21 protein-coding genes and 2 pseudogenes are annotated in these 22,798 nt (G+C 42.9%); 4 read left to right on the forward strand and 19 right to left on the reverse strand.

The genetic code is table 11. From position 1 onward, the window contains the following. Positions 1–318 precede the first annotated feature (318 nt). The 7 genes and pseudogenes from ACN6NF_RS17170 to ACN6NF_RS17200 all read right to left on the reverse strand — a co-directional run bounded on the left by ACN6NF_RS17170 (position 319) and on the right by ACN6NF_RS17200 (position 8,535). The gene (locus tag ACN6NF_RS17170; protein ID WP_474318742.1) at positions 319–915 is read right to left on the reverse strand and encodes a restriction endonuclease; all 597 of its coding nucleotides are present in this window, start codon (positions 913–915) and stop codon (positions 319–321) included. Between the two features lie 191 nt (positions 916–1,106). Next, a complete protein-coding gene (locus ACN6NF_RS17175) occupies positions 1,107–1,718 on the reverse strand; it encodes a hypothetical protein (RefSeq protein WP_100212688.1) in 612 nt (203 codons plus the stop codon). A 134-nt stretch (positions 1,719–1,852) separates the two neighbouring features. After that, positions 1,853–2,082: pseudogene (locus ACN6NF_RS17180) on the reverse strand (tyrosine-type recombinase/integrase). 363 nt (positions 2,083–2,445) lie between these two features. Further along, positions 2,446–2,826 carry an immunity 22 family protein gene (locus tag ACN6NF_RS17185; RefSeq protein ID WP_474318743.1) on the reverse strand — a complete coding sequence of 127 codons (381 nt, stop codon included), beginning with the start codon at positions 2,824–2,826 and terminating at the stop codon, positions 2,446–2,448. Positions 2,827–2,957: 131 nt separating this feature from the next. Further along, positions 2,958–5,021 carry a methyl-accepting chemotaxis protein gene (locus ACN6NF_RS17190; protein WP_474318744.1) on the reverse strand — a complete coding sequence of 688 codons (2,064 nt, stop codon included), beginning with the start codon at positions 5,019–5,021 and terminating at the stop codon, positions 2,958–2,960. A gap of 353 nt (positions 5,022–5,374) precedes the next feature. Next, positions 5,375–5,914, reverse strand: coding sequence for a CueP family metal-binding protein (locus ACN6NF_RS17195; RefSeq protein ID WP_340865170.1), 540 nt, complete (start codon positions 5,912–5,914; stop codon positions 5,375–5,377). 233 nt (positions 5,915–6,147) lie between these two features. After that, positions 6,148–8,535, reverse strand: coding sequence for a polyprenyl synthetase family protein (locus tag ACN6NF_RS17200; RefSeq protein WP_474318745.1), 2,388 nt, complete (start codon positions 8,533–8,535; stop codon positions 6,148–6,150). A 193-nt stretch (positions 8,536–8,728) separates the two neighbouring features. Here ACN6NF_RS17200 and ACN6NF_RS17205 point away from each other — a divergent pair, with 193 nt between their 5' ends. Continuing rightward, positions 8,729–9,298, forward strand: coding sequence for a TerD family protein (locus tag ACN6NF_RS17205; protein ID WP_474318746.1), 570 nt, complete (start codon positions 8,729–8,731; stop codon positions 9,296–9,298). A 43-nt stretch (positions 9,299–9,341) separates the two neighbouring features. Here ACN6NF_RS17205 and ACN6NF_RS17210 read toward each other — a convergent pair whose 3' ends face one another. The 4 genes from ACN6NF_RS17210 to ACN6NF_RS17225 all read right to left on the reverse strand — a co-directional run bounded on the left by ACN6NF_RS17210 (position 9,342) and on the right by ACN6NF_RS17225 (position 13,577). Beyond that, positions 9,342–10,262 (reverse strand): hypothetical protein, encoded by a 921-nt coding sequence (locus ACN6NF_RS17210; RefSeq protein WP_474318748.1) that lies wholly within the window; start codon positions 10,260–10,262, stop codon positions 9,342–9,344. Between the two features lie 211 nt (positions 10,263–10,473). Further along, positions 10,474–11,412 carry an ADP-ribosylglycohydrolase family protein gene (locus tag ACN6NF_RS17215; protein WP_474318749.1) on the reverse strand — a complete coding sequence of 313 codons (939 nt, stop codon included), beginning with the start codon at positions 11,410–11,412 and terminating at the stop codon, positions 10,474–10,476. A gap of 84 nt (positions 11,413–11,496) precedes the next feature. Further along, entirely contained in the window at positions 11,497–12,582 is a 1,086-nt protein-coding gene (locus ACN6NF_RS17220) for a hypothetical protein (RefSeq protein WP_474318750.1), read from the reverse strand. Positions 12,583–12,584: 2 nt separating this feature from the next. Beyond that, positions 12,585–13,577 carry a hypothetical protein gene (locus ACN6NF_RS17225; protein WP_474318751.1) on the reverse strand — a complete coding sequence of 331 codons (993 nt, stop codon included), beginning with the start codon at positions 13,575–13,577 and terminating at the stop codon, positions 12,585–12,587. A 216-nt stretch (positions 13,578–13,793) separates the two neighbouring features. Between ACN6NF_RS17225 and ACN6NF_RS17230 the strand changes: the two genes are divergently transcribed. The 3 genes from ACN6NF_RS17230 (at position 13,794) to ACN6NF_RS17240 (ending at position 15,824) form a co-directional block, all read left to right on the forward strand. Then, positions 13,794–14,444 (forward strand): hypothetical protein, encoded by a 651-nt coding sequence (locus ACN6NF_RS17230; RefSeq protein WP_474318753.1) that lies wholly within the window; start codon positions 13,794–13,796, stop codon positions 14,442–14,444. 34 nt (positions 14,445–14,478) lie between these two features. Beyond that, positions 14,479–15,048 (forward strand): DUF1697 domain-containing protein, encoded by a 570-nt coding sequence (locus ACN6NF_RS17235; RefSeq protein WP_474318754.1) that lies wholly within the window; start codon positions 14,479–14,481, stop codon positions 15,046–15,048. A gap of 188 nt (positions 15,049–15,236) precedes the next feature. Continuing rightward, entirely contained in the window at positions 15,237–15,824 is a 588-nt protein-coding gene (locus ACN6NF_RS17240) for an RBBP9/YdeN family alpha/beta hydrolase (protein ID WP_474318755.1), read from the forward strand. 107 nt (positions 15,825–15,931) lie between these two features. Here ACN6NF_RS17240 and ACN6NF_RS17245 read toward each other — a convergent pair whose 3' ends face one another. The 8 genes and pseudogenes from ACN6NF_RS17245 to ACN6NF_RS17280 all read right to left on the reverse strand — a co-directional run bounded on the left by ACN6NF_RS17245 (position 15,932) and on the right by ACN6NF_RS17280 (position 22,792). Continuing rightward, positions 15,932–16,468 (reverse strand): SMI1/KNR4 family protein, encoded by a 537-nt coding sequence (locus tag ACN6NF_RS17245; RefSeq protein WP_474319072.1) that lies wholly within the window; start codon positions 16,466–16,468, stop codon positions 15,932–15,934. A gap of 53 nt (positions 16,469–16,521) precedes the next feature. Further along, positions 16,522–16,956 (reverse strand): hypothetical protein, encoded by a 435-nt coding sequence (locus tag ACN6NF_RS17250; protein ID WP_474318756.1) that lies wholly within the window; start codon positions 16,954–16,956, stop codon positions 16,522–16,524. 28 nt (positions 16,957–16,984) lie between these two features. After that, positions 16,985–17,644: a DUF2625 domain-containing protein gene (locus ACN6NF_RS17255; RefSeq protein WP_474318757.1), complete on the reverse strand. Its 660-nt coding sequence runs from the start codon at positions 17,642–17,644 to the stop codon at positions 16,985–16,987. A gap of 35 nt (positions 17,645–17,679) precedes the next feature. After that, positions 17,680–18,198: a hypothetical protein gene (locus ACN6NF_RS17260; RefSeq protein ID WP_474318758.1), complete on the reverse strand. Its 519-nt coding sequence runs from the start codon at positions 18,196–18,198 to the stop codon at positions 17,680–17,682. Between the two features lie 29 nt (positions 18,199–18,227). Further along, positions 18,228–19,388 (reverse strand): immunity 26/phosphotriesterase HocA family protein, encoded by a 1,161-nt coding sequence (locus ACN6NF_RS17265; protein ID WP_474318760.1) that lies wholly within the window; start codon positions 19,386–19,388, stop codon positions 18,228–18,230. A gap of 84 nt (positions 19,389–19,472) precedes the next feature. Beyond that, the gene (locus ACN6NF_RS17270; protein ID WP_474318761.1) at positions 19,473–20,480 is read right to left on the reverse strand and encodes a phosphotransferase enzyme family protein; all 1,008 of its coding nucleotides are present in this window, start codon (positions 20,478–20,480) and stop codon (positions 19,473–19,475) included. 92 nt (positions 20,481–20,572) lie between these two features. Then, positions 20,573–21,570: pseudogene (locus ACN6NF_RS17275) on the reverse strand (AraC family transcriptional regulator). Positions 21,571–21,598: 28 nt separating this feature from the next. Then, positions 21,599–22,792, reverse strand: coding sequence for an MFS transporter (locus ACN6NF_RS17280; protein ID WP_474318762.1), 1,194 nt, complete (start codon positions 22,790–22,792; stop codon positions 21,599–21,601). Positions 22,793–22,798: the final 6 nt, after the last annotated feature.

Genomic DNA, 22,798 nt, shown 5'->3' on the forward strand with positions numbered 1-22,798 from the left:
TTCCTGTAATATAAGATCACTTCAAGTACTTCCTAACCTGCTAATTGAGGAACAGATTTATGCTTATGATCTTTAGGTCGGGCGATCTTTATAACTTTGCCTGCACGAGATACGAATAAATATCTGCTTTGAATCATCTATCTCACTCTTTCTCTCTTATTTAGGCTGATTTCACATAACGTTCACTATATTCACGACGCTTGGCGAATGCCAAGTGTGTCCGGCAGCTCCTTCTCCCCGAAATCCCTCTGCCGGACCGAGGGGGGATACCCGATGCGTGATTATAATGTTATGTGAGGTTCTATCTGAAAGTTATTTTTACTCAATCCTTTTAGGGATTCTTTTCATTATTTCCTCCCTGATTTTTAACAACATTTTCTCTGATGGATATATCTTTTTATCAGGAAAATCAGTTAAATTAGTACTCCATTGATAGGCGTAAAACTCAGGAGATCGTTCAATAAATTCTGCGAGTATTGGATTCACTTGAGGATCACCAGAAGCTTGAATATGCATAACAACCTTATCAAATATTTGTATCAAAGCAATTCCATGCTGCTTTGCATATTCCGCTCCTCCGCTTTGAAAACCCGAAGTAGAAATTAATATTCCTTTGTGTGCTCCTAAACTTCGTACCTTATCCGCTAAAACTACGATTTTTTCACGTTCTACAGGTCTTGTATAACGCTTACACTCAACAATAACCTTAAAACTTACGGACAAGGCGATAAATTCAGCCATAATATCTATTTGATATTCTCCATCACTGGTCTGAACTTTTTGATTATGAAGTATTGAAAAATCCTTAAGCTCTTCAGTCTCAGCATATGCCTTCAATACTTCAAGACAATATTTTTCAAAATCCGTAGCTGAAATGCTAGCAACAAATCCACGGTACGGGTTTATTTCCAACACCTACTTTCATTTCTATGATGTTATCAATTTGAATTTAACTTTATTTTTCAGACTTAAAAAGCACTTGATAGAATTTCACATAACGTTCTTGTATTCACGACACCTGACGTGCCAGGTGTGTCCGGCTGCCTCTGCTTCTCTGAAATCCCTCTGCCGGACCGAGGGCGTATGCCCGATGCGTGAATATTATGTTATACGGAGTCATCTTCTTCTCGAGAAACACAAACTAATGTCCATGCATTTCTTGAAAAGACATTATCAATGGCTATGATATTCATTAAGTTATATATCTCCATTGGTTTAGAGTATAATTCCATAAATTTATTAACGGTAACAGGCAAAAAATTTCTGGTTGATCCATGCCACGACCACATATCTCTATTTTTAAATTCTTTCATGATATTCAATTTGGTTTCATAGATAAATCTATATGGATCACCTCTCCATTCTTCTGGAAGATGAGATAATATTTCATTCAGTCCGGCAGCAATCCAAATCAGGGCTTGCTGCTCATTACTTTCTTTGTTGTTCCATAACATTTCAGCTGTTCGATTAAAACCGACTACTGTATCCCAATCAGCACCTAAAATGCCTCGATCATTTAGTTTCTTTGTCCTATATTCAACTTCATTGGTTGGCCACCAATCTATTATTTCAGTTCCAATATTAAGATTAGGATTTAACTGTGGTTGTATTTTAATTTTTTTAAAACTTAGTTCGTCAATAGATCTATAGCTATACTCTTCAATAAAGTGCTTCCAGTATGAATAGACTTCTTTCCATGAAAAATCATTAGAATTCATATTTGGTCTCCTCTTATGTAAGATGATTTCGTATAACGTCTTATTTACGAACTTCCGAAAGAATACTCTCTTTGTCATATTCACGAACTTCGTGAATCCTGCACTTTTCTCCTTATTCCCGCACTTTCTGCGTTTCAATCCTCCAGCCCGCTCATCCGATCCAACGGACTTTGAATCCGCCCAATGTCCCGTCTGCTCACATGTGTATACCGCTCCGTTGTTCGCACACTCTGATGCCCTAACAGTTCCTGAATATAGCGAAGATCAATCCCATTCTCCAGCAAGTGGTCGCAAAGGAATGCCTTAGCGAATGGATACTCACCTGTTTGCGAATGCCCGCTTCAGCCAGCGCTTTTTCAAACACTTTCTGCGCTGAACGTTCCGTCAGGTGGCGGCCTTCTCTCTGCCCTGGAAATAGTCAGTCTTCTAGCTGTCCAACCCTTATGTACTGCTCGGCCACCGCAAAGGCCACTTTGGAGAGCAGCGTTTGCCGAACCTTCCTGCTTCATCCCGATAAAGTAGGTTTATCTTCATCTCGCTTGTCCCCTTAGTATATCAGCCGTTCAAAAATTTGGAAATCTAATTTTGCACAAAAAAAGGGCCTTAAGGTGGAAATTTACCTTAAGTCCCTGATTCTTTCGGATCAAATTATTGATCCTTTAAGTTCAATTTTCATTATCATAATTACTTGGAATGAGACTCCGAAGACAAAAGAATAGTGTAATCGTTAATCTTTTGAATAAGGATATGCGGCTAAAAAGCGTAGTTCCTCGCCATTTTTTTCAGATAAACCGCTTGTATTACAATCATATATAAAGAACAACGAATTATATTTACCATCTACTTTACTTATGTCATTTAATAGTGGAGATAAAAAAGAATCAACATAGGAAACATCTTTTATACCATCATCGGTCCCGTCAACCAGAAAGACTCCTTCAGCAAAATCTTCGTCAAAATCATCTATTTTATGGTCATTTAAAAACCCGCTAAAAACATCCTCATTCTCATCTTCCGGGTATTTGATCTCAACATATTCAAACAACTCATCTTCAGAGGCAAAGTGACCGTACCAGACGGACACCATATTTTTTTCAAAGCAATTCATATGTCCACCCCGCTAATATTTCAGTTAACACGTATGGCCTATCTGTATCCCCACAACAGCTATTGAAGCTAAAAAGCCCGCTAGACGCGGGCTTTGCTGTATATAAGTCAACATCATGCCTAGTAGACTTGTTACTCAACCTTGAACTGTTTTAATTCGTCTTGCAGCTTATTGGACAATTGGTTTAATTGTTTGGATAGTTCAGCAACTTGTTCGAAGCTCTCCAATTGTTCCTGCGTGCTGGCGCTGACCTCTTCGGTTGAAGCGGAGTTCTCTTCTGTGGTGGAAGAGATGATCTCCAGCGCCTGCAAAATCTCATCTTTGTGCTTGTGGACTTTGGAGGTGTTGGTGCTGATCTGGATCATTCGCAATTTCAAATCTTCCAAATCCTTGTTAATGCTAAAGAATACTTGCTTCGTGTCCTCCACTGATCTCGCATTTTCTTCTGCGATTTTCAGACCGTGAACGGTATGCTCAACCGATACACTGGTTTTTTCTTCGATGACACGGACCTTCTTGTAGATTTCCTGTGTCGCCAGCGCCGTCTGCTCAGCCAGCTTGCGAACCTCTCCGGCAACCACGGCAAACCCTTTGCCCTGTTCTCCTGCACGCGCAGCTTCAATAGAAGCATTGAGCGCCAACAGGTTGGTCTGTGTTGCAATTTGGTTGACCGTATCCACAATGCTCGAAATCTCATGACGGCTCAGATCGATATCCTGAATGATAGCCGACATCGCTTGGGTGGAATTATGATTTTCTTCCGCCCATTTGGATAGCTGGTCTACTACTGCAAGCCCCTGTCCGCTTTGTTCGACCGAGGTTTGCACCATTGACTCGATGGCTTTTGTATCATTGGCAATTTCGTCAATTTGTCCGGATAATGCTCCAGTTTTCTGCAAAATGTTATCTGTTTCAATGGACTGGTAGTTCGTCGCATTGGCAATTTCATTGATTGCTGTCGCCGTATCGTTCATCGTGATTGCGGTTCTGGAAGAAATGGATTGCAAATCATGAGAAGACTGATTCAAGACTTGGGCTGAGCCACCCACCATTTTGAGCATGCCTTGAATTTTTTGAACCATATTGTAAACTCCCTGATGAATTTGCCCGATTTCGTTGTTGGAATGCGTATCAAACTGAACGGTCATATCTCCATTCTCAATCATCTTGATTTTGGCGAGCAATTTCGGGATTGCTCTTAACTGATAGCGGAGCGTTATATAACAAATCACAACGAGCAGGATGCTGGCTGCCGAAAAACCGCCAATAATAATTTGGGTAAACGCTTTTAATTCTGCGAGCGCCTCTTGTTGAGAAATGGTTAAGCCTACAGACCACCCTGTATCTTTACTGGTTCCATACCCGATATAACGAGGTTCCCCATTATCATAAATCAACTGTACTCCGGACTCACCGGCAATCATTTTCTTGCCAATCTCGCCAAGATCTCCTGTGTTTTCGTTAATCTTTTCTTTCAGCACTTTATTTTGATCAGGGTGATACAAAATATCACCTGTTTTGGATGCAAGAATCGAATAGCCTGTGCTTCCAAGCGAATAGCTTTGCATAATGGCAGGGATGTCTTTTAAGGCAATATCAACAACTGCAAATCCGATTAATTGGTTACTGTTATCCTTGATTGGATAGAAAATGCCCATGATCATATTACCCGAATTGACGTCCTTATAGGGTTCTGAGTAGTATAAACCGTCTGCTTCAACAGCTGGCTTGAAGTATGGGCGTGTATGAATATCGAAGTCGGGCTTGGAAGTAATACCATCATTCTGTAAATAGAAACCTTTGCCAGCTATTCCCGCAATCCAAGCATCGGCAAAAGATGGCTCTGCCTTTACAATCGCTGCTAGGGTCGCTTCGGTTTCCGCAGCATATGGAGAAGTTTTCACCATCTCAGCCGATTCAGTAGTCTCTATATATTTCTTAAAGAGATTATTGGTTGACATTTGTTGGACAAGCGAGCCCTTTTCCTTAAATAACGCATCAAATTGACTGACGACCGCTTGCGTCTTGGCCTGAAGCATGGCCTCTTGCTGCTTGACAAGCATGCTTTGCGTGCTTGAATACATGAACGTCCCCAAGGTTGCAAAAACGAGAACGATAATGACTAACAAGACCATGGCCAATGTGTTGGCCATGCTCAATGATTTGAATAGGCGATTCTTAATACTTTGTAACATGGTTTCATCTCCCAAAGAATAGTGAACGAAAAGCTCTTAAATAATATGTCGGAAGTTTACAGTTGTATTAATATACTTTCCATTGAATTTTAATGAATTTTTAATAAACGCAATTTAAAGTTTCGTATCTTAGTCTTAAGCTATTGCTCCAAAGAAAAGCTTGGCTTAACAACTTTAGTTGCCAGTTGACCCCTCATAGACTCCCTCAAAATTTGTTCTACAACCTAACAAAAGCAGCACAAAGAGCCTCCGTCAGACGCAGGCTCTTTACTAAAAGCTATGTATGAGAACGCAGGGTTTTGCGGACTTAGAGCGTTTCAGCGATCCATAAGCTCAACCCTCATCCTCCGTCGTTAACCCAACTGCATCGTCGTGATACATGTATCGTCTTTCTCATATGTAGAGAATTCCGTTTGGGCCGTTTTGCCTTCATGATTCACGCTAATGCGGTAGGTTTTGTCCCTTGGCAGCCATAGATCAATAAAACCATTGGGTTGTGATTTCATGGCAGCATTCTCCATGATGACATTCCCTTCGATGTCGTGAACGGTCACATTGAATTCTCCGTTTTTTATTTCGCCTTGGCAGCCCGTTAGACTATGAGTTGCGCAAGGGTGGGTCTGGTCTACATATGGCGCAATCGAAACAAAAAACTCGTTGTCAGGCAAATTATAAGTCATGGGTCGAGTATCGTTCCCGGTGACCATCAACTGACTTGAATTAATAGAAGCGGATTGGGCTGTTGCCTTGCCTGCACTGATATCATGCACCAATCGCTTGATATCTGTTGTCCCGAGCTTGTCCGCTCCTTCTTTCTGAAAATTTCCAGTAATCAGATACGTGCCCAATGCCGCAACAACCAAGCCTGAAGCGACCAAGATTCCCTTTTTCATCTGGAGTTCATCTCCTTGTCCGTTTTTAAATCATTATAATAGAGAACGCGCCGTAACGGATAAAATACGGTACTGAAGTCACCAGATATTCACATCTTTACTGTGATTGTTCAGAGGTATCTGCGTTACATTAGATGATCACCAAGGAGAAGAAAAGGAGCATGAGCAGCTCTCTGCTGGCTCAACGTACAAACACCCCACCACTCCTATGGAGCCATGGGGTATAATCCTTTTTACCGATCCCGGTTCACGATATAATTCATTAAGTGCTTCAAAAAAGAGATATTGCGTGGCACCTCTTTTAATGCTTCCATGGCAAGGCAGTAGTGCTCCCACATCTCTTTACTGGCACCTTCGTAACCAAGGATGGACACAAAATTCGAATTATTGTTATCCGAATCCTGACCCACAGGTTTTCCAAGTAAGAGCGTATCTCCTTCCACATCAAGCAAATCATCTTTGATCTGAAAAGCAATCCCCATATGATAGGCGAATTTCTGCAAAGCGACAATTTCAGACTCCTCGGCCTGTGCGAGCATGGCTGGCATCACGAGACAAGCCTCAAACGCCACTCCTGTTTTGTAAAAGCACATCATATTCAGCTGCTCCAAGGTCAAAGCCTTTCCTTTGGAATCCAGATCCATCGCCTGACCCATACACATATCCTCTGCCTTACGGGCCGAGTATTGGATCAAGGCAAGTACAGTCTCAGTATTGAACTGGTTCAGTGATGCTTGTTCCCCGATGGCCTTCTGGATCAGATATAGTCCGGTTAATTCCGCAGTAGCGCTATTGTGCACCTGATGTAATGTCTGACGCCCTCTACGGGTAGAGGCGTTATCCTGGGAAGGCAAATCATCAAAAATCAGGGAGGCTGTATGCATATATTCCAATGATCGCAGAAGAGGTACGATTGCCGAAGCGTCTAAACCATATTCATTTACGCCCATGACCCAAGTCAATATAGGACGTATCCTTTTCCCATCCCCCTCAAGACTATAATTGGCAGCATCAATAAGCTGTTCTTTCATGGCCTCGATCCCAGAAGGCTTGGTTATTTTCAATTGGTTGTTAATCTGGTCCCGGACGGTTTTGACCGTATTCATAAAGTCTTCCTTTTCCCTCGAATCGTTTTTCAAATGGGTAATCATCTGGTCACGAAGCAGCTTATCGAAGAAATCTACATCCTCTGCTTTGCCCACCATCTTCTGAATGAGACGATTAAATTCAGGATTCCCGGATGCCAAAATCTCCATTATTTCATTGTACTTTTCTGCACCTACCCGTTCTTTATAACGTTTGAGTCCATTTATTGCACGGTCCAGTATCACCTCGCGAGCCATAGCATCCGAGTCATATACGTTATGGATCAAATTAGAAATGACCGCCCAGTATAGTTCGAAGGGATTGATCAAATCCGATCTTTGCTGATGATATTTTAAATAATAGGTATAGGGTGTTACTGCACCGTCTCTCATATCGTCAGCCATATCCGCAAAATCATCAGCAAGCTGGTTATAGATACCATAATAGAATGTTCGTTGCTCAAACCCTTCATCCTCAGGAGCACTAATCACGGAACGGACAATCAAGCGGGAAGAAGCAGATTTTAAAATAACAGGTATATAAAGCTCTTCATTAGTGTAATTAGCTTGCGTTAGATCCTTATCCCGGTCGATATCTTGAGAATGAAAGAAAACATAGGACTGCTCGAAAAAGGTTTGCTGTGTGTCTGACCGCTGATGTGCCTTAATATACTCAAAAGCATCCGAGAGCTCCGAATGGATATAGCGAATGAACTTCATATGTTCGCCAGTCCAGTCGCCCAGCTCTGGCACAGATCCGGTAAGAAGCGCGGTACGTATCATGTGGGAGTATTGCTCTTTCTCTTGAACGGTCAACAGCTGAGAATCGAGAAGATCATCAATAAAAGGATAGGTCAACCCATAGGAATACCCAAGCCTAATGGCTTCATCCAGTCTGCGCGAACGCTCAACAGGTGGCACGGCTTCGTCCATTTCTTCCATCACATGCAGAATAACCCCAATGATGATTTTAATCAGTTTGCGCTGGGCGTGCTCTGCATCCATTTCCTCAGGAATATGAGAAGATACAGAGTTAAGCTTGTTGATTAACCAGATGACAGTGGCTTCGATCCCTTCCTTTTGAGACCACCGATACACCCCGGCTATATTCATAAACTCCGGTTGATTTCTTCTGTTAGCACGGGAGGGTTGAAGCAAATATCTTTTCACGTCAGCAATGACGCGCTGAATCCGGGTCTGTGTGTCCGCAGAATCTAGAGCCTTGCCTAGATCCCTCATGTAAATATAAGAGACACTTCGCTTCAGATAATCGTCTAATTTCCCTGTGTAACTCAGCCATTGAATGTATCTGTCATAATCCCGAGTATCCGGCTTTCTCTTATTCCGCGAAATGAAGGATAACCATGAAGAAGGACGGAGATGATTCCTTTTCCATATATGGATATCTTCTGTAAGAGAAGTCACATAAGTCTTATCCTTGATCTGATTATAGAGTGATGCAAAATACTGAAGCGCCTTCTGCTCAGCCAGCTGGTATCCTGTATCGGCTCGAAATTTTTCATTCATATGATGCATTACCTCAACTTCTCATTTTGTTTAAACATGGTTGCATTTCTCCCTGAGGGAACGAATTTGGATCATGTTTTTATCTTTATACGGAAAAAAATCTGTGAAGTTACGAATAGATTATATCCTTCTATATATATGCTACAATTTCAGAGTAGAACGAACATATTGATAACAAACATATTGATAGGGAGGCATAACGTTGAGTATTAGTCTAGTTAAAGGGCAGAAGGTAGACCTAACCAAAAATAATCCACACTTATCCGTGCTCAAAGTAGGGCTTGGATGGGACCCTATGAGGGGTAGAAGCATGGATATTGATGCGTCAGCGCTGCTTCTTAATGAGAATGGCAAGCTGACTCAGACGAAAAATCTAGTATATTTCGGAAATAAAAATAGCCCTTGCGGGGCCGTCGTACATAGTGGTGACAACTTGACAGGACATGGTGACGGTGATGATGAAGTCATTACCGTATCCCTCCAACAACTACCACCTGAAGTGCATAGAGTCGTATTTATTGTGAATATATTCCGTTTTTTCAACTTTGGTAGACGTAAGGATTTCAGTATGGTGAACAATGCTTATATTCGAGTATTGGATGCGTCGCAAGATGAAGAGATTCTCCGATACAATTTGACAGAGGACTATAAAGGGATGTGTAGCATCCGTGTAGGTGAAGTATACCGCTATGGAGGGGAATGGAAATTCGGTGCTATTGGGGAAGGAAGTACCATTACCTCCCTGAATGATCTTGTCAAAACGTATGAATAAGTATTTTTGGTGTTAAGGAAAAACCCACGTCTGACGTGGGTTTTTATACTAACTCTTCAACAGCTACCTGATACAGCAGAGAACCTTCACGGAGCAGCAGGCGGTCTTTTCTGAAATCCTGTTCGTGCTGCTGGAGGAACTCTTGATCGTCATTTAAAAAGCGAATGTGTTGTCCTTTGCTCAAGTTGCCTGGCTTCACATTCTTTTTCAAGACATATTGTCCATTCTTGCCATACCCGCCGTCGAACAAAAAGTGATACCCATCTGTAGCCACCCCGGAGCAGCCGGAAATCCTCGGATTCATAAACGTAATATTCGTACGGTCGCTACCGGAAATACGTCCTAATGAAAAATCTGAATAGTAATAAAACCAGATTTCCTGTTCGCTGACTACGTTCAAAGCATAGCAATCATGAATGTCTGCCGCTTGGTTCTCATATATTTTATGCCCCTCTTTATTCCAGGCGACAAGGCCGGAGGACCCCACAGGCTCATTCCAACCATAATTCCCGAATATACCTTCATCAAAATAACTGGTCCAGATCGTACCTTCTTTGGTAACCTGAACACTCTGAATACCGTCTCCAAGCAGTAGTTCATTCACGGTACGACCTTCATAATCAATGACTTTACCATTTAGATCGTATTGATCAGGTCCGTAATAATGGCACCGTGCTCCGACGAGTAACAAATAATCTTGTAGAGGCTGTACATAATGATAGTTAAACTGCTGCCCCTCCACATACACTTCTTTAATGTGATCGTCTATAATGAGTATCTTGTAAGTACGTCTCTCTTTAAGAGAGGAAGGCGGGAACATTCCCCGCGCCCGTTCTGGGACTTTATCAATTAGCAAAATATACACGCGTCCATCAGGTCCAAATTGGGTCGAAACGATCTCAAACCCTTCTATATTATTGGAAATATCGACAAATGAATGAAGCTGTTTATATTGATGCGACAATGTAGTTCCTCCTCAAAAAGATCAGTAAAGTGAAGTGTTATTTGTACTGGACTTCATTTTGTCATAACGACAGGTTACTGAGGAGGGCGGAAGTATGGCGACATGGATAGTAGTCCCAAGAGATGAGTCATCGGCAAAATATAGTGAACCAAAAAAGCCGGGTTCTGCTTCAAAATAAAAGCAACCCAGCTTGATCTTATGGATGTTCCTCTTAGAATGTCTGGCCCTTGTCGGCCTTCTGCCATAAAGCCTCAGTCAGCTCATCGATCGTCTCCTTCATCGCCAGCTTCTCGCGCCAGTGACTCGGGATACCGCTTAGCCCGTAATAAGCCCCTGCAATCTGGCCGTACACTGCTCCGGTCGTATCTGCGTCATCTCCCAGATTTACGGCCAGCAGTGCCCCCTCTTCAAATGAAGCCGAATGGTAAAATGCCCACAGCGCAGCCTCAAGGGAACGAATAACATAACCGCTTCCTTGGATTTCGGGCGGCTCCTTATGCTGGTAAGAACCCTGAATGATTTCTTCAATGGCTGGCGAATAAGCTGACTGTTCCTGCCGCCACTTATAGCAGACATCAGCTGATAACATGAATTCTTTGTCCGCTCCCCGCAGACCTGCCACAAGAATTGAAGCAAGCACGGCACAGGCCTCCACACTTTCGACTGCTCCATGGGTAGTACGCGAGCTCAGCTCGGCGTACATCACGGCCTCTTCCGGGCGGTTCGCATAGGCCATGGCGACAGGTGCAAGCCTCATAATCGAGCCATTACCGGCAGTCATGGGGTCAACGGACCCGCTGTACGGCTCTCCAGTGGCCTCGAAGCGATGCAGTGCTGCTCTCGTCGCACCACCGATATCAAAGCATGTTCCCGTGCTGCTCATATATCCCAGGTGATACCAATTCGTGTAGCGGCGCATTTGGTCTGCTGGATCAAAGCTATCTTTTCGCACCATACTCTCGGCCAAGCAGAGCGCCATAGACGTATCGTCTGTCCACTGCCCCGCCTTCAACCCAAATACACCGCCGCCTACAATATCCGTTACAGGTTCGAATGTGCCTGGACTGCTAAACTCTACTGTGGTCCCCAAAGCATCACCCACAGCCAGTCCAACCAGGCATCCGAAAAAACGATCCTTGATCAGTGCCATTTTGATGTACACTCCTTTGTAAATGTTATAGCTAATGAATATTTTTCCATATCGCCAGGGAGAAAAAAAATCCGGTACCGCCATTTATTCGTAGCTCAAGGCTTTACAACCGCTATCTGGATGTAATTCAACGAAAATTCCTGCCTCTTGATGGTAAATGAGTAGAAATCGCTCCGTATCTACATGTTCCCGCGCACCGCTTGAAAGCCGCCATACCTGAAGCGGAACTCCTTTTCCCCACAAGAATAATCGGTCGCCGCAAACGGTTATATTTGCTTGAGGATATGGATAAATCCCGTATTCATCAGGCTTACAATTTAAAGATGGGATCGCAGGAAGCACACGTCGGTACCCGGGCTGAGTCATATCGAATAGGACAACCGCCGGTTCCACTCCCTCCTCTCCCCAATCTTCCTCCTCCAGTAAATCGGCATCCATCTGTCCCCATACCGCCAATGTATCAGGTCCTGTCCAGCATATTGGCCCATCCCAATCTATGGTTTGCCAAAGATGGCGAACTGACGAACCATTTTCCGATTCCCATGGGTTCAGCAGCCAATCAGATAATGACCAAGTTCGGACTACTCCTAAGGGAGCCCATACCCATCCTGTATCCGCCATCCACTTTCCCTCTGGTGAAACCAGCAGCCTCCCATGAAAATAATCTAGATAATGCTCATCCTTGCTTTCATTGTTATAAACAGGGGTAGGTCTTGCTGTCAAAAGCCTCCCTGTTTCTACATCCGTCAAATCAAGCCGGTTCCATTCCGTTCCATGAACAAGGATACACATACCGTCTTGATGTACAAATGCCAAGGGAAACATACTTTTATCATAGTGGTATTCGTCCCGCGATAATTGCATTTTTTCTTGAGCATGGATTAAATCATACACTGCCGCATGCCGGCCAAAACGATTGGATATGGCTACGTACTTCTCGTCAGGACTGGTCACCATTTGGACAGGTTGCATGGGATTAAAATCAGGAATACAAATATGTGTGCATAATTCTGCGTTACCAGAACGAAGTTCTAGTCTCCACAGTTCTGCCTGTGTATTTAGTGCTAGCAGGGTTATGCTGCCCTGAGAGCCACCTTTTACAGGATGAATGGCCGTAAGGCGTCCGATAGACGATGGTAAATTAGGTAAAGAAACGTGATGAAATGGCATCCTTAAACCCCTTTTATTCTGGATAAATCATAATGTATACCCGCATTTGCGAAGATAGTTTTATCGACAAAAAATCCGAGTTCAAGCAATGCAGTCAATACTTTCATAAAAACTCCCGGTTTTTTCTTGCAGAATAATTTAAGATATGTAATTTCGCTAGGATTACTTTTGAGAACAAAATAGGAGTAATTCATCAAGATCAAATGGGAGATGAACTGCTCTGTTGGAGATTGATGCTCATTGATACAGTCGATCAGCACCTCTAATACCCTATTTTTATTAGAGTTATAGGCTTGTATAAACATCGTTGCTTCTGCAAACGACTTGTTGAAATCATCATACGGAAAATCATATACATCATGACTGCCCAAGATGAAGTTGACCAACTGTCCTTGCAAAATTTTTATTTTCCCCAGCGCTGCTCGGGTATCCATATCCATCTTATTTTTGTTAATATGCTCATGCAACATGTCAATTAGAATGTGCAAATCATACTGCTGTCCGTCTTCCATGCTGTACAGTATCTTATTATTTTCAATCGTTAGACGATCATAAATGTCATCTCCTAAACCCAATTCAAATAAGAGAAGGTGAACAAAAAATAGCCTATCCTGAGTAAGCGAGAATTCATTCCCTCTCTCTGCTAGATGTGAAACTTGATATTGATAATAAACACAACATAAGTTTTTTCGGCTATAAGCAACATCTTTATGTATATCAAAAACGTTAAACATAAGCGCAAGCAATCGAATCAGACGTTCAGCATCCGTTACGCTTAGAATGGGATGATCCATTTTTGTAAATAGCGACCTGTCAAATAAATCATACCATCGCACTAAAGAAATATGATCCTGCTCATTTATATTCAGAGTTAATATTCTTAAATTTTGCTCTTGATCGGGATAAGAATAAAATAGATCTTCATGATTCAAATCAGAAATACGCTCATTAAAATAGGCTTTTAATTTGTAATCGTATATTTTAGAAAATGACATTTCTCTCCTCCTTGCATAGCAAGCCAAACTTCATGTTGAACCTGGCATAACACATTAATCCGAACTCCTATATTGTAAAATTAATCTGGATCGACTGGCAAGGCTGCATGAATACAGAAACATATGTTCTTCATTTCTATATTATGATATCTTTATGCTAGGAATGAAACGTGATGTCGCAGGTCATAGTCTGCGATTAGAAAGGAATGAACACCTATGAAACAGTTAAGCGAAGCGCTGGCCCGGTTTGTACACCAGCAAAACTTGTATAATGAAGCCTACGGGCTGTTCCAAGACCACGATATCCAGCCTCGTTCAGAGAGTATAACAGATTGCTGGGACAGTCGGATTCCTCTATCTCCTGAGCTTGCGTACATGTATAGCCACTATGAAATGATCGATGCCAAGGCAGCGGGAACACACAAATTAAAAAACGCAGCAGTTGAAGTTGGGGATGCCGCAGTTATCTTTTTTGTCGCACCAGAACATTTATATCGCCAACAACTGGGGTATCGCTTCGTTACGTCTGGTGAGCTTGTCCAAGAGTCTTCTTCGTGGCCCTCCCATCATGTTGTAATTGCCACGTTTAATGACGATCCACTCATTGTCGATACTAGCGCACCCGATTCTCCTGTATATGCTGCAATTGAAGGTGGGGCGGCTGCGCAGGTTGCTGACTCTTTAGCTGACTTCTTTACGGCTCTTTCCATCCTGATTGAAGGTGCCTGTACCTTTAAGGGAGAATTGGTAGATGAAGATACATACGAAACCAAAGCAGAATATATCGAGCACGTAAAACCAGGGCTGCATCACTTACTGGGCGAGAACCAAACCACGTATTTGCTGAAATACCTATCCTTCTGTTAGAAATCCTATTGGTTAAAGAGAGGTGGGGCTTTTTATGATCTATATCGCATTACTGCGGGGCATCAATGTCGGCGGCAACAACAAGATCGAGATGAAGAAGCTCAAGCAAACGTTTGAATATGCAGGTATGGGGCATGTGACGACTTACATTAATTCTGGAAATATCATATTTTCCAGTCAGGAGCGGTCCAACCAGGAGCTATCGCTCGTACTGGAACAGGCGATTCTGGAGGATTTTAGCTTACCCATCCGTGTCATCGTCCGTAATATGAAGGAGATTCAGAGCATTATGGAGGCACTGCCGGATGAATGGGCTAATGATACACAGATGAAAAGTGACGTAATGTTTCTGTGGGATGAAATTAACGATATTACCGTTCTGGACAAGCTTCCTTTGAAACCGGGAATTGGGCACGTCATGTATACGCCCGGGGCGATTTTGTTTTCTGTCAGCAAGGAACAAGTCACAAAAAGCGGGTTAACGAAATTAGTCGGCACCAAGTTGTATCAGCAAATGACAGTGCGGAATGTGAACACAACCCGGCAGATTTATAAGCTGATGCAAATGGCTGAACAGGAAGAGTTGCAGGATTTGGACGCATGACTGTAGTCGTGTTTAAATAGGGATAGGCAAGATGAAAAACTCGCCAAAACTGATAAAAAATGGTCTATGTAAATCAACAATTTCTGATACTCATAGGCATAGAGATTTTGCTAAATGGAAGAGTTCTCAGACGAAGAGGGACACATATCACAGCATGAACTAAATCACTGAATGATGGGAGAGAACGTATGGTGACAAACATACAAAATCAAAAACAAGTATATATAATCCACGGATACACAGCTTCTCCAACAGATCATTGGTTTCCTTGGTTACAAGACAAATTACAGGAAGACGGGGTTTCGGTAAATATACTAGAAATGCCCAATTCGCAAACGCCCAAGCTTAATGAGTGGATTGAGTATCTATTGCAAAATATTAAAGTTCTACATAAAGACACCTATTTTATTGGTCATAGCTTGGGTTGTATATCCATATTAAGGTACCTGCAGCAAGTAAATATACCTGAACCACTGGGTGGCGGCGTGTTCGTTTCCGGTTTTACTGATCCAGTGCCAAGCCTACCATCATTAGATGAATTTACAAATGACCAGTTGGATGATCAGCAAATCATCGATTCACTAAAGACACGTGTAGTCATAGCTTCAAAGGACGACGCAATTGTCCCCTTTGCACTCAGTAAGAAACTAGCGAAGGATATCAAGGCTGATTTTCACGAAGTAGATCATGGGGGGCACTTTTTACTAAGTGACGGCTTTACCACTTTACCGATTGTCTATCAAGTTTTAATGAAAATGATGAATGAAAATAAGTAACGTTAAAAACCCGCAAGCTGGACCTGATAAAAAGGCCCCAACTTGCGGGTTTTCCAATGTATGCTTGATTAATTATCCGGGAATATAGCGTATGTTTATTAAAAGTATCAATATAATGCCCATTTTTCCGTACACAACTCTATAAATGAATGGGCAACCTGTTCACATTCGTCATACCCCAAGCTACCAGAATGAGCAAAAAGAATGGGGTATTCGTTGTTTCTTTTTTCCTCTCTCATATCAAACATATAGTGATTTCCGCACCCATCCATCGCAAACGACACGGCACCCGGCATATACTCTGGCAGCTCGTAGGCGAGGTTCATTTCTCTCAAACCTTCAGTATTGAAAAACTGGAAATAACGTTCTCCATTCTGAAATTCACCGCCATTAGAATATTTCAGCAATTCTATGTAACTATCAGGAAATTGTCCTTGGGGCAGATGCCAGCCCACAGGATCAAGCGGTTTATATTGATCATAAAATGGAGACGATTTCGGGAAAGGGTTCACTTGTCTTTGTTGGATTTCGTGAATCTCCTGCTCCGATAGCTTGATGTTCCATATGCTCAAAAAATTCGCGATTTGTTCACCAGTTGCTTCGGGGGATTTTACAAACTGTTGCTCAAAATGAATACTCCACATAATAACCAACCTCCCTGCCTTGACGTCTCTAAAAGTTGTTGTTGCTACCTTTTTCATCCTTCTCCATCTTTTTCAACCCATTCAGCCATACTTTCATGAGGTTGAAGGTTCTCACGTTTATAGTAATAAACGGTCTTGAGCTCGTAATCCAAGCTTTCAGCAGCAATAAAAAATCGGGTGCCAAACGTTTGATCTTCCATACAAATCACAGGCCCCTCATCAAATCCGTAGGAGACGGTTTTTAATATTTCCAATTCCTTGTCATTAGCCAGTCTAAAGCACTCAATTGAAAATACACCGCCCGGACAGGAAAGAAATGAGACCTCGTAAAAAGTGATCTCTATGTTGTGATAATAGCTAAAGTCAAAGCTCCCTGCTAGTACCAGCTTGGGGCGACTTGTATAATCATAAATGTAATAATGGTCAATGTTATTTTGAGAAAGTATTTCATTCAATTGCATCAGTTTGGATTGAATGGAATGATTCATGATCTGCGCCTCCTCCCCATTAGCGGAACTAGCCTCTATCTATTACCGCCTGCCACGCTTCTGTTACCGCTATAGGCGATTTGTGGCTGGTCTCTCCGCCACCTTCCTGAGTCCATAGCGGCGGGTAATAAGCAAATACCTCTCCTGGCTGAAGTTGCTCCATATCCGACTGCCAACCATTCCAACGGAATGTCTGGTAGAACAAGCCCAAATCTCCCTCAGCCAACCAGCTCAAGAAACCGGAATAGGCCAGCTCTGTGGATTCCCATTCCAATGCATCCGGTGCAAAATAGTAGATATGGCCGCTGCGCCCAAACTTCCCTGTATCCAATCCAAAGAAGCCACCTGCTGCATCATAGCCCACAATCAGCATTCCCCCAAGGGCAGGAACACTCGCTGGCTCTTGTAGTCCGTTCCACGAAGCCAAACTGCCGTAATTTCCAGGCCCACCCGCACCCAGTAAGGTGATCCATCCATGATCAAACACGATCCCTCCTGTTTCATAGGCAACCGTTCCCAAGTACGATTTGGTACTCACTTGCAAACGGTAGAGCGTATCTCCCCTAACAGATTCCGATTCTGCCGACAGAATGCGATATGGGTTACTCCCTTCTTGCAGAATATTTCTAACTTCTTCCCATGCATGGTTGTCCTGATCCACCAGTTCATCCACCGTTAACGTATGCATGTCCATTCCCCTTCCTGTATTCCGATATCTATCTTTCAAACTGTGAACTGATTTTCGAAAACCTGCGTTTGCTCTAAAATCACCCACTGATTCAGCTCGTCGTAGCCTTGGACAATCGCCGTGATCTCATGTCTTGGATACATCCACTCGGATGGGGTCTTCTCTGCAGATACACGAGTGTCTGACAATCCGACTGCATTGTGCTGGAAAATATGAATAAGCGTGCCATGTGGGAAAAAGGCTTCAATATAACCCTTTACCTTAGTCCCAACGGGCAGTGCATTTTTGATTTGTTGCCATTCCTTGTTGAAGGTGTGAAGATTGTTGGACCAGACTTCTTCAAACTCTTTTTTTGTAATTTTCGTATAATAGGGCTCTGTATCATCAATTGCTTTCTCGGCTAACAAGAAATGATATTGCTCGTGCTTGCGATTAGAAGCAATATACGTGCCGTCATCCTGGATCACAATTTGCCGATAGGCTACGCCGTCTGAGTTTATTTCAAAATACCAGGTTCCCATGCCTGGTTCCGGACAATCTTTAAGATATTTCATTGGCCCTCCTAAATGGATGTATAACCGCATCATTTCATCTTTCTTTTTCCGCTATAGGTCCTTGTCAAATAATCGAGATATTCCGAACGCGTCAGTCCTCCCGTCTGGCGGTTGAACTCATCGTATGAAATGTCTTCCGGGAATCCGAATTCGGCCAGTGCTTTTCGACGCTCCTCCCGATACAACGGATTATCCAGCGTTTTGTGCCACTCCCGCTCTTCCCAAGGACCAAAACAGTCCGTAATGATACCTGAATACACACCGTTATTTAAAAATTCCCGCGCAGACTTGAACACTGTCTCCCCTTCCGGTTTGGAAATTGTGCCCGTTCCCCAGGACAGTCTATATATTCTTTCTTTACTGCTATCTATGCTACTGCCGTAACCAATCGGAAACACAATATCCTCTTCCGCCAATGCTTTATGCCCTACCCGCTCGTAGGCCCCACGCATAAAGGAATCATCCATGACAATCCAGGTTGTATCCGATAACGGGGCGGCTGTGATGGATTCCAAAGTTATTGAACGGTCACGACTTGTACACAAATACGGACGTACGAATAAAGGCATCGTCATGACACTGTTCCATATGCTCTCCTTTGCAAACAACTGATCCTTTTGCATTTGGCGCAAATCACCGACGACCAGTACATACCCATCTGTGAAAAGGTCTATTTCCACACGAAAGATGTCTCCCGGGATGGTTTTATAGCGCTGGTTTTTCATATGCTTTAATCGATCCAGCTTACGATCATAGTTGTTAGGTACAAGTGACGGGTAACGTTGAAGCCAATCCATGATCTCTTCTTTACTATGTAAATGCTCACATCCAGTGATGGGCAATCTCACGCCAGTTTTGCTATTCACAGCAGTAACATAACTAATAGGACGATCTCTTCGAATGCCTGCTGAAAAGGACACACCTTCTGCTGAGATGCTCGAAACACTTGTATAATTCAGCTTTTTCTCTTTGCCACGTGCCGTTTTAGGTAGAACAAATGCCCGATCACGAGTAAAAATCTCTACATCAGCTTCTCCATAAGCATCCTCTTTAGAAGAAATTCGCTTGCGAATAACATCTCCATCCATACAAATAAAATATCCTTCTTTAATTTCTACCACGTCCCAATGTTCTTCCAGCGTCTTCAGCCCAAAATAGGGTCGTAACGCGTTCGTTAACCAACTATTCATCTGCTCCTCCTGTTCCGAGTTTAATTTAATAGACTTCATTTCTGTTATTCCAGAAATTATAACATAACACGACATGTAGCTCGTTTATTCATACATTGTTCCAGCTTGGGCCAACTCCTCCTGAATCCAGCTACTGCTGGTAGACAGTTGGAGCAAGTCGGCCGCAATCTGTTTGACCTGTTCTTGCAGCACGTGTGGCTGATCTGTTCCTTCCAGAAAGCGACTCACAAAATGAAGAAAAACGTCTACCTTCCTAAGCAGCATTAACACAGGCAAAGCGTCGATCTCGGGTTGGCTTAAACGGACCCGACGGCTGAAGCCCCGGCAAAAATCACGAACAGCTGTGGTCTCCTCCGGTTGCCCCAAAAATCCTGACAAAATGACCGCCGGCTCCATGACCCGAACGTCTAGCGTACAAAATTCAAAATCAAGCAGTGCAGCCACCTGGCTATGATCAGAATCCTTTACCAATAAATTAGAAGCGTTCAAATCTCCATGAACAAGCTGATGCGGCAACTCTTCCAATGCACGAAGCGAATTTGTAATCTCTTCATATACTTTTCCTATCAGGCGCAGCTCTTCTTGTAACTTCTTGAGAGGCTCCGGCGGGTTTAAACAAAAGCCTTGGATTACTTCCGGGCTACATAATGGATAGGATTGCTGCAAAGCATAATACGGCCGATAGACTGGGGTCATATCAAGATTAAGTGTTGCAAGCACGGCAGACAATTCACCAGCTGCCTCGCCAAAAGAATAGGCAAAGCTAGAGTCCTGCTCCAATGGTGATATACCTTCTATGTATTCGAATAGACACACATATTTGCCACTATCCTTCTCAACCTGTGCAAGTGTCTCTCCTGTAATCGTTCGAATTGGCATTGGAACCCTGAAGGATAGAGATTGCTTGCTCAGCGCCTGCAAAACCGCATGCTCAAATTCGATTTTGTCCCGATCCCTGTGTGTATCATAGACGCGCAGCACCCCACTTCGCCCACCACTCTTAACAAAATACGTCGTATTATTCCAGCCCCCGGTTCGTCTCTGCAATCTTCCGTTCCACTCCGGCCAGCTCCGTCTTAGTACCGCCTCCAAGGATGCTCCCCCCTTTACATTACTAGCTTATGAATTTGCCGATATTATAACATATAGACGCCCAATTCAAATTGGACGTCCTTGTGTATTCTTCATTTTCTCATTTGTTTGTTTCGAATATTTTGCGGGGTGGCACCATACGCGGTTTTAAATTTTTTATAGAAAAAACTCATGCTGTTATATCCCACCTGCTTAAAGATCATTTCGAACGGCAGGTTGGTATTCACAACCAAAGAATAGGCGGCATTAAGCTTAATGTTGGCAATCAGCTGAGTGTAAGTAAGACCCGTTACTTTTTTCAACTTATTACTTAAATACGTGCTATTGTAATTAAAATGGTTAGATAATTGCTGTAGGCTTAAATGCTGATAATGCTCTTCTATATAATTCAGAATAGAGGTAATATGATTTTCCTGCTGGTTTACATGAATATTATGCTCGCTTTCCAATACACGAACCAATTCTCCAAATACGATTGGCAAATAAGCCTTGACCAACTCCATGGAATCCTCTTGCCTGGAAAAATATTCGATCAAGATTCTACGCAATATATACTGAAGGTTCTCATTATGCTGCGACTCAAAAATAATAAAGTGATTATGGTGCTGATGCTGGAGGACAGAGTTGGCGAGAAATTCGCCGATCAGACTTTTTTTCTTGGATAGCCGCTGTAGAAAGAGGGACGAGATCGTTTCTCTTTGCAGAAGGATATTAATCAGTATATCGTTTTCTCCCAAAGGAGAGATGCTGTGCGGTACATCCTTATCCAGAACACACACTTGACCTTCACAAAGCTGAATCTCTTTGCCCGCTATGATTTGGTTGCACTTACCTGAGTAAACATAGTTTAATTCAATAAATTCATGCATGTGCTCCAGCATCGGAGCAAATCTATTGCGCTTGCTAATATAAATATCATGTTCTCCGAAGAAAAATAAAGCGGGCATTCGATACATATTCTGATTCATATCAAAAATCGCTCATTCTCCGATTCTTTGGAGAGATCATTAATCACCTGATTGCTTTGTTGTTGCAGAAGCTCAATTTCAGTTTTACTTCTCAGCAACTGATCCAACTCATGCAGGTTCATAAACACAGACTCCTCCTTCAGACTCCCATTAACTGTGAACTGCCGTCTGAGTTTTGCTTCCCTTTCCTCTAATAGCGATTCCCAGACAGAGGAGTGCAGCGATCATAAATACAATCGCTGAAACGAGAAAGGCAAATGAGGCAGTTTCATTCCCGAACAACACCCCAACTAACTTGATGATATAAGGCGAAGCAAACGCTCCCAAATTGGAGCCCACCATTGCAATCGAAATAGATATCGTCTCACTACCCTTAGGTACGATTTTAGTTAGTATGGTAAAAATATAAGGAATAAACAGTGCAAAGCTAAAGCCAATGATCAGCATGGCAACCGTAACCATCGTCACATTCTGAGCAAACCACAGTAGGACAAAGCCTGTCGCTGTTAATAGACTGGAGATAAAGGGTGCGTAATTTCTGAACCACTTATATATTCTACCAAACAATAAGCCTGCAATCATGGTTGACAAGGAGAACAGCGTCAAAGCGGTCCCTAAAAACCCTGCGTTAGGCATACTCTTTTCAGCAATCATAATACCTGTTTTGGTATACACAATCATGATAAAGGTCATAAACAGGAATAGTGTAGCCCCTAAGCCAAGTACAGGTAGGGATATTCGCCCACTCTTGTTACCCGTTCCTGTCGTGCTCACTGTAGGCTCCCCACGCTCTGGTTCAGGGATGATAAAAAAGAATAACAGTGCGATAGGAATCGTGATCGCATAACATAAAAAGGCAAACGGCCAGTCGATCAGGGCAAGCTGTCCTGCCACAAAGGTAGCCAAGCTACTTCCGAGCCCTTGTACAGCGCTTTGAAAGCCTACCAATTGAGCCCGTTCGTCCCCTTCAAAAAAATCACTAATTAAACTGACAGCCAGTGAATTGAACATCCCCAGACCTGCGCCTAGCACCAAACGCAACGCGAGAATCCATGTAATGTTTGTAGTGAGCATAGGAAGTATTCCTCCTATGACCACGAGCAAAAGTCCTAGCAGGACTGTATTTTTTTTACCCAGGCGAGATGAGATCGGACCACTCAGCAGTACAAACAGCATCATCGAGAAAGACGGGATCGTAACTACGCTTTCAATCAGCGAACTGGAGACTCCCGGGAATTGGTTCAGCATCATCGGGATGACAGCCGAAATAGCACTCGCTGATGTCAGGACTAAGGAAATGGACAGCAACGCTGTTTTAAACCATATTTTGTTTTTGATATTCATCAAGCT

The sequence above is a fragment of the Paenibacillus sp. TSM33 genome (assembly GCF_056099025.1).